The sequence below is a fragment of the Microcella sp. genome (assembly GCF_033763155.1).
Classification (GTDB): Bacteria; Actinomycetota; Actinomycetes; order Actinomycetales; family Microbacteriaceae; genus Microcella.
The window spans coordinates 1-4,761 of sequence record NZ_JANRKZ010000010.1 but is presented as its reverse complement, the minus strand read 5'-3'; the positions used below and the strand labels follow the sequence as shown (position 1 = coordinate 4,761).

General features: G+C 68.7%; 4 protein-coding genes. 1 reads left to right on the top strand and 3 read right to left on the bottom strand.

Features of this window, described 5'->3' with window-relative positions; all coding sequences use genetic code 11:
* Positions 1–1,329 (top strand): CDP-glycerol glycerophosphotransferase family protein (locus SFU54_RS00360; protein ID WP_319014343.1); only part of this gene is annotated, 1,329 nt, incomplete at its 5' end.
* Between the two features lie 81 nt (positions 1,330–1,410).
* On the opposite strand, the gene SFU54_RS00355 is transcribed toward SFU54_RS00360, so the two are convergent.
* The 3 genes from SFU54_RS00355 to SFU54_RS00345 form a co-directional block, all read right to left on the bottom strand.
* Positions 1,411–2,460 (bottom strand): glycosyltransferase family 2 protein, encoded by a 1,050-nt coding sequence (locus SFU54_RS00355; RefSeq protein WP_319014342.1) that lies wholly within the window; start codon positions 2,458–2,460, stop codon positions 1,411–1,413.
* A 64-nt stretch (positions 2,461–2,524) separates the two neighbouring features.
* A complete protein-coding gene (locus SFU54_RS00350; protein WP_319014341.1) occupies positions 2,525–3,943 on the bottom strand; it encodes a S1C family serine protease in 1,419 nt (472 codons plus the stop codon).
* A 125-nt stretch (positions 3,944–4,068) separates the two neighbouring features.
* Positions 4,069–4,761 (bottom strand): PKD domain-containing protein (locus tag SFU54_RS00345; RefSeq protein ID WP_319014340.1); only part of this gene is annotated, 693 nt, incomplete at its 5' end.

Here is a 4,761-nt window from a genome sequence, read left to right as displayed (position 1 = left end):
CTGCCGCCGCGCAGCGACGACTACCGACTCGTCGTCACGCTCGCGGGCGAGGTGCACCCGAGCGCGCGCTCCGTCGTGACCGCCGCCACCGTGCCGGGCGTGCGCAGTGACCTGCTGCGGGCCGAGGTGCGCGCTGACGCCGGAACCCTCGTGTTGCGCATTGCGGCGCCGCTCGCCGACGACGAGCGCGGAGCATCCGCCCAGAAGCGCCTCGAGAAGCAGTACCGCCGACGCACGGCGACACCCGAGAACGCCGTCTTCTTCGAGAGCTTCTATAGCCAGACCGTCGCGTGCAACCCGCTCGCGATCGACCGTGAGCTCGCGCGCGTGCGGCCCGACGTGACGCGCTATTGGTCGGTCGTCGACCGGTCGATCGCCGTGCCCGAGGGTGCGATTGCCATCGTCGAGGGTTCGGCCGAGTGGTGGCGTGTGCGGGCTGACGCGCGGCTGCTCGTCGTCAACGACTGGTTGCGCAAGCGGTGGATGCCCCGCCGCCACCAAACCGTGCTGCAGACCTGGCACGGCACCATGCTCAAGCGGCTCGCGCTCGACCGCGACGGCGTGGGCCTGCGCACGCGCATTGCCGTGCGCCGCGAAAGTCGGCGCTGGACCGTGCTGCTCGCCCAGAACCCCTACGCGGCCGAGATTCTGCGGAGGGCCTACGCGTTCAACGGGCCGCTGTGGATCGAGGGTTACCCGCGCAACGACGTGCTCGTGCACGCCGACTCGGCCGTTCGCGCTGCCGTGCGTGAACGACTCGGGGTGCAACCCGGCCAGCGCGCCGTGCTCTATGCGCCGACTTGGCGCGACGACGCGACACAGATCGTCGACTTCGTCGACCTGCCGAGCTTGCCCGCGGCCCTCGCCGAGCTCCCCGGCGAGCACGTCGTGCTCGTGCGCGGCCACAGCCGCACCCTGCGCCACGGCCGCAATCTCGACGCCCCGGGGCTCATCGACGTCACGACCTACCCCGACATGGCTGACCTGCTGCTCGCGGCCGATGTCGTCATTACCGACTACAGCTCGCTCATGTTCGACGTGACCGCCACGAGCACTCCCCTCGTCTTGTTCGCGCCCGACCGCGAGCACTACGAGAGTGAGTTGCGCGGCTTCTACTTCGACCTGTTGGCCGAGGCACCGGTGCCGGTGACCGAGAGCCGCGATGCTCTGCTTGCCGAGCTGGCGCGGCTGGCGGCGGGGGGTGACGGGGCGGGAGCATCCGTGGCGATGCAGGCGTGGCGCGAGCGGTTCACGGCATTCGACGACGGTCACGCAGCCGAGCGCGTCGTCGCGCGCGCGCTGGCCAGCGGGATGCTCGACGCACGCTGAACAGCGCGCCGAGTCAGACGGTCACGACTCAGCGCGTCACGACTCGGTGCATCACGACTCAGTGCATCACGACTCGGTGCATCACGACTCAGTGCGCGAGGTGTCGATGGCGTCACGCGCTCCGAAGAGAAACCCGCGCACGAAGCCGAAACCCCAACTGAGGTGCATGACGGCGATGACCCGCGCGAACGTCGCGCGGTCGGCAAAGGTCTGCCCACTTGAGGGCGCGACCAGCAAGCCCAGCAACACGAGGGCATAGAGCCCGGGGCCCACGTGCACAACCGAGAGCAGCACACTCGCGAGCCCGGTCACGACGCCCGTGAGTTGCAGCACCAGCACCACCACACTCGCCGCGATCGAGGTCACGAGCGCGGGCGGCGCAAAGTAGCGCAGTGAGTTGCGCCCGCCGAGGCGACGCACCAACTCGCCACGCCAGATGCCCGTGGCGGTGAACTGTCGCGCGAGCTTGGCCCACGTCGAGCGCGGCCAATAGGTGACCCGCAGCTCGGGGTCGAGCCACACGAGGTGGCCCGCGTCGCGCAGGCGAAAGTTCAGTTCCCAGTCTTCGCCGCGTTTGAGGCCTTCGTCATAGAGCCCCACGGCGAGCAGCGCGTCTCGCTGCATGATGCCCAGATAGGCACTTTCGGCAGGGCCTTCGGATGCACCTCCGTGGTAGGCACCGCCCCCCAGCCCGAGACGGCTGTTGTAGGCGCGCGCGATCGCCGACTGCAGTCGACCGCGACCCGTGGCAACCATCAGGCCGCCGACGCTCGCCGCGCCCGTGCGCTGCAGCGTGGCGACCCCCCGGGCGGTGTAGTCGGGCTGCAGTTCGGTGTGCGCATCAACCCGCACGATGATGTCGTGGGCGGCGGCACGAATGCCGAGATTGAGGCTCAGCGGAATCGAGAGGGCGTCGTTTGTGACGACCCTCAGCCGGGCATCCGTCGCCGCACGCTCGATAACGCGTTCGGTCGTGCCGTCCGTTGACGGCCCCAGCACGACGACCAGCTCATGGTCACCGTCGTAGTGCTGGGCGAGCACGCTGTCGATGGCGTCATCGATGTAGGCCGCCTCGTTGTAGACGGGCATCACGAAGCTGACGCCGGGGTGCGTCGGTGCAGGCTGGCCCATACCTCACGAGGGTAGTGCCTCGATCGTGCGCCGATCTCGCGACCGGCGCACGATCATGGGGGGGTTACGGAAGCTCGCCGAGGGTGACCTCGACCTCAAACACGTCACCGTCGCGAACGTAGGTGAGTGTTGTGGTCGCTCCGGCCGGCAACACGCGCACCTGAGCCGTGAGGTCGACGCTGTCGGTGATCGGCACGCCGTTGAACTCGGTGATGATGTCGCCAGCGCGCAGGCCAGCGGCCTGGGCTGCTCCATCAGGCAGAAGGCTGTCGATCAGCGCACCCGTCACGGTGCTCGCGGGATCATTGAGGGCGTCGGTCACGCTCGCACCCAACAAACCGTGGCTTGCCGTGCCCGACTCGATGAGTTCGGTCGCGATGCGCTGGGCGTAGTTCGACGGAATCGAGAAGCCCACGCCGATGCTGCCCGATTGGGCTCCGCTGCCGCCCGCCGAGGCAATCGCCACGACGATGCCGATGAGTCGGCCGTCTGCATCGAGCAGCGCGCCACCCGAGTTGCCCGGGTTGATAGCGGCATCGGTCTGAATCACCGGCAACGAGACCGTGGTCGATGCCACGGGCTGCGGCTCGGTCGGCGTGGCTTCAGAGTCGCCGTTGCCGGGGTCAGAGAAGTTCCAGAAGTCGAACGGGGCGTCGGTGCCGTTCTCACCGCCACTGTCGGGCTGTTGCGGCGCGGCCGCATCGGGAACTTCCGACGAGCGCACGGTGATCGACCGGTTGAGTGCCGAGACGATTCCGTTCGAGACCGAGCCCGCGAGCCCGAGCGGGGCACCGATGACAACGGTCTGGTCGCCCACATTGATGGCGTCAGAATCAGCAAACTCGATCACGGGCAGATCGTCGGCCTCGTCGAGCTTGACGACCGCGAGGTCGGCAATCGGGTCGCTGCCCACGAGCTCAGCGTTGAAGATGCGTCCGTCGGAGAGTGTCACGCGAATGCTCGGATTGTTGGTGGCGCCCTCGAGCGTGGCCACGTGGTTATTCGTGAGCACGTATCCGTCGCTCGAGAGAATGACACCCGATCCATTGCCTGAGGCGCCGCCCCCGGCGACCGAGAGGGTCACGACGGCGGGCATGGCCTTTGCGACGACCGCGGTCACGAGCGTGGCGTCGTCGGGGTCGTTGACGGTGATCGACGTGGGGGTGCTGGGCACGGCCGAGAGAGTGGGCGCGTCGGTGGCCAAGACTGCTGCGACGACTCCACCTCCGGCCACGCCGCCGATGAGCGCGCCCACGGCGAGCATTCCCACCAGCGGAGCCATCGCGAGCTTGGAGCGCTCGGCGGGCGGGGCAGCGGGGGTCGTGGCTGCCGGCGTCGGGGCCGCAGGGGCCGCGTCTTCTCCGCTTGCCTGGGACTCAGGGCTCGCGTCGGCAGCAGGCACCGGGGCGTCGGACGTGGCGTCGGTAACGATCGGAACCTCAGGCTGGTCGGCCTGTTCAGGGTTCTCGGCGTTGGTGGTCATCGGGAGGTGCTCCTTTCGGCGCTGTCAGCGTCCTCCGCAAACCTGTGCATTCTATTTGCCGCGCCTTGGGGCCTCCCGACCCTTCGCCTAGCCCTGCCTTGGTTGAGTGGTCGACGAGGTCGTGCTCAGCATCCGGGGCCCGCGGGCGCTCGCGCACAGTCGCGGTCGACGAGCACCGTGACGGCGCCGCCAGCCGTCGCGATGAGGTCGTTGGCGGGCAGCACGATGACGCCGCTCAAGGCCGTCCAGGTTCCACCGGCGAATCGGTATTCGGCGGTGTATTCGACGTCGAGTTCGATGACGTAGGTTCCGGATGCTCGATAAACGTGACTCGTCGGCGTCGGGTCAAACTCGCGCAGCCCCAGAGTTGTCCAGCTCGCGCCTCGCGAGCCCAACCGCGCTGACGTGCCGTCTCCGTACCGCCACCGGTAAGCAACAGGAGTGAACCGCACATCGGCGGGCAGCCCCAGCAGCGTGCCGCTCACCACGTGGCGATCAATGACCGCCACGAAATTGGTGGGGAGGCCGACGACCATCCAGCCATCCGGTTGCATGTATTGCACGGCGGCCTGGGGGCGAAAGACGGCGAGATCGCTCAGCGTGACGGGAGGCAGGCCTGGAGCCGGGTCGGCCGGCTTGCCCTGGCCCTCGCCGTAGCAGAGGCCTGGGAACACTTCTTCACACGGCGGGGGTGGAACGGAGGAGCCCCCGGATGCTCCGCCGCCGCTCGAACCGCCCGAGCCAGGGCTTCCACCGAGCGTGAGTCGCCCGTCGAGCACGGCGCCATCGCCCGTGGTTGAGCCGCCGACGGTTGGGCA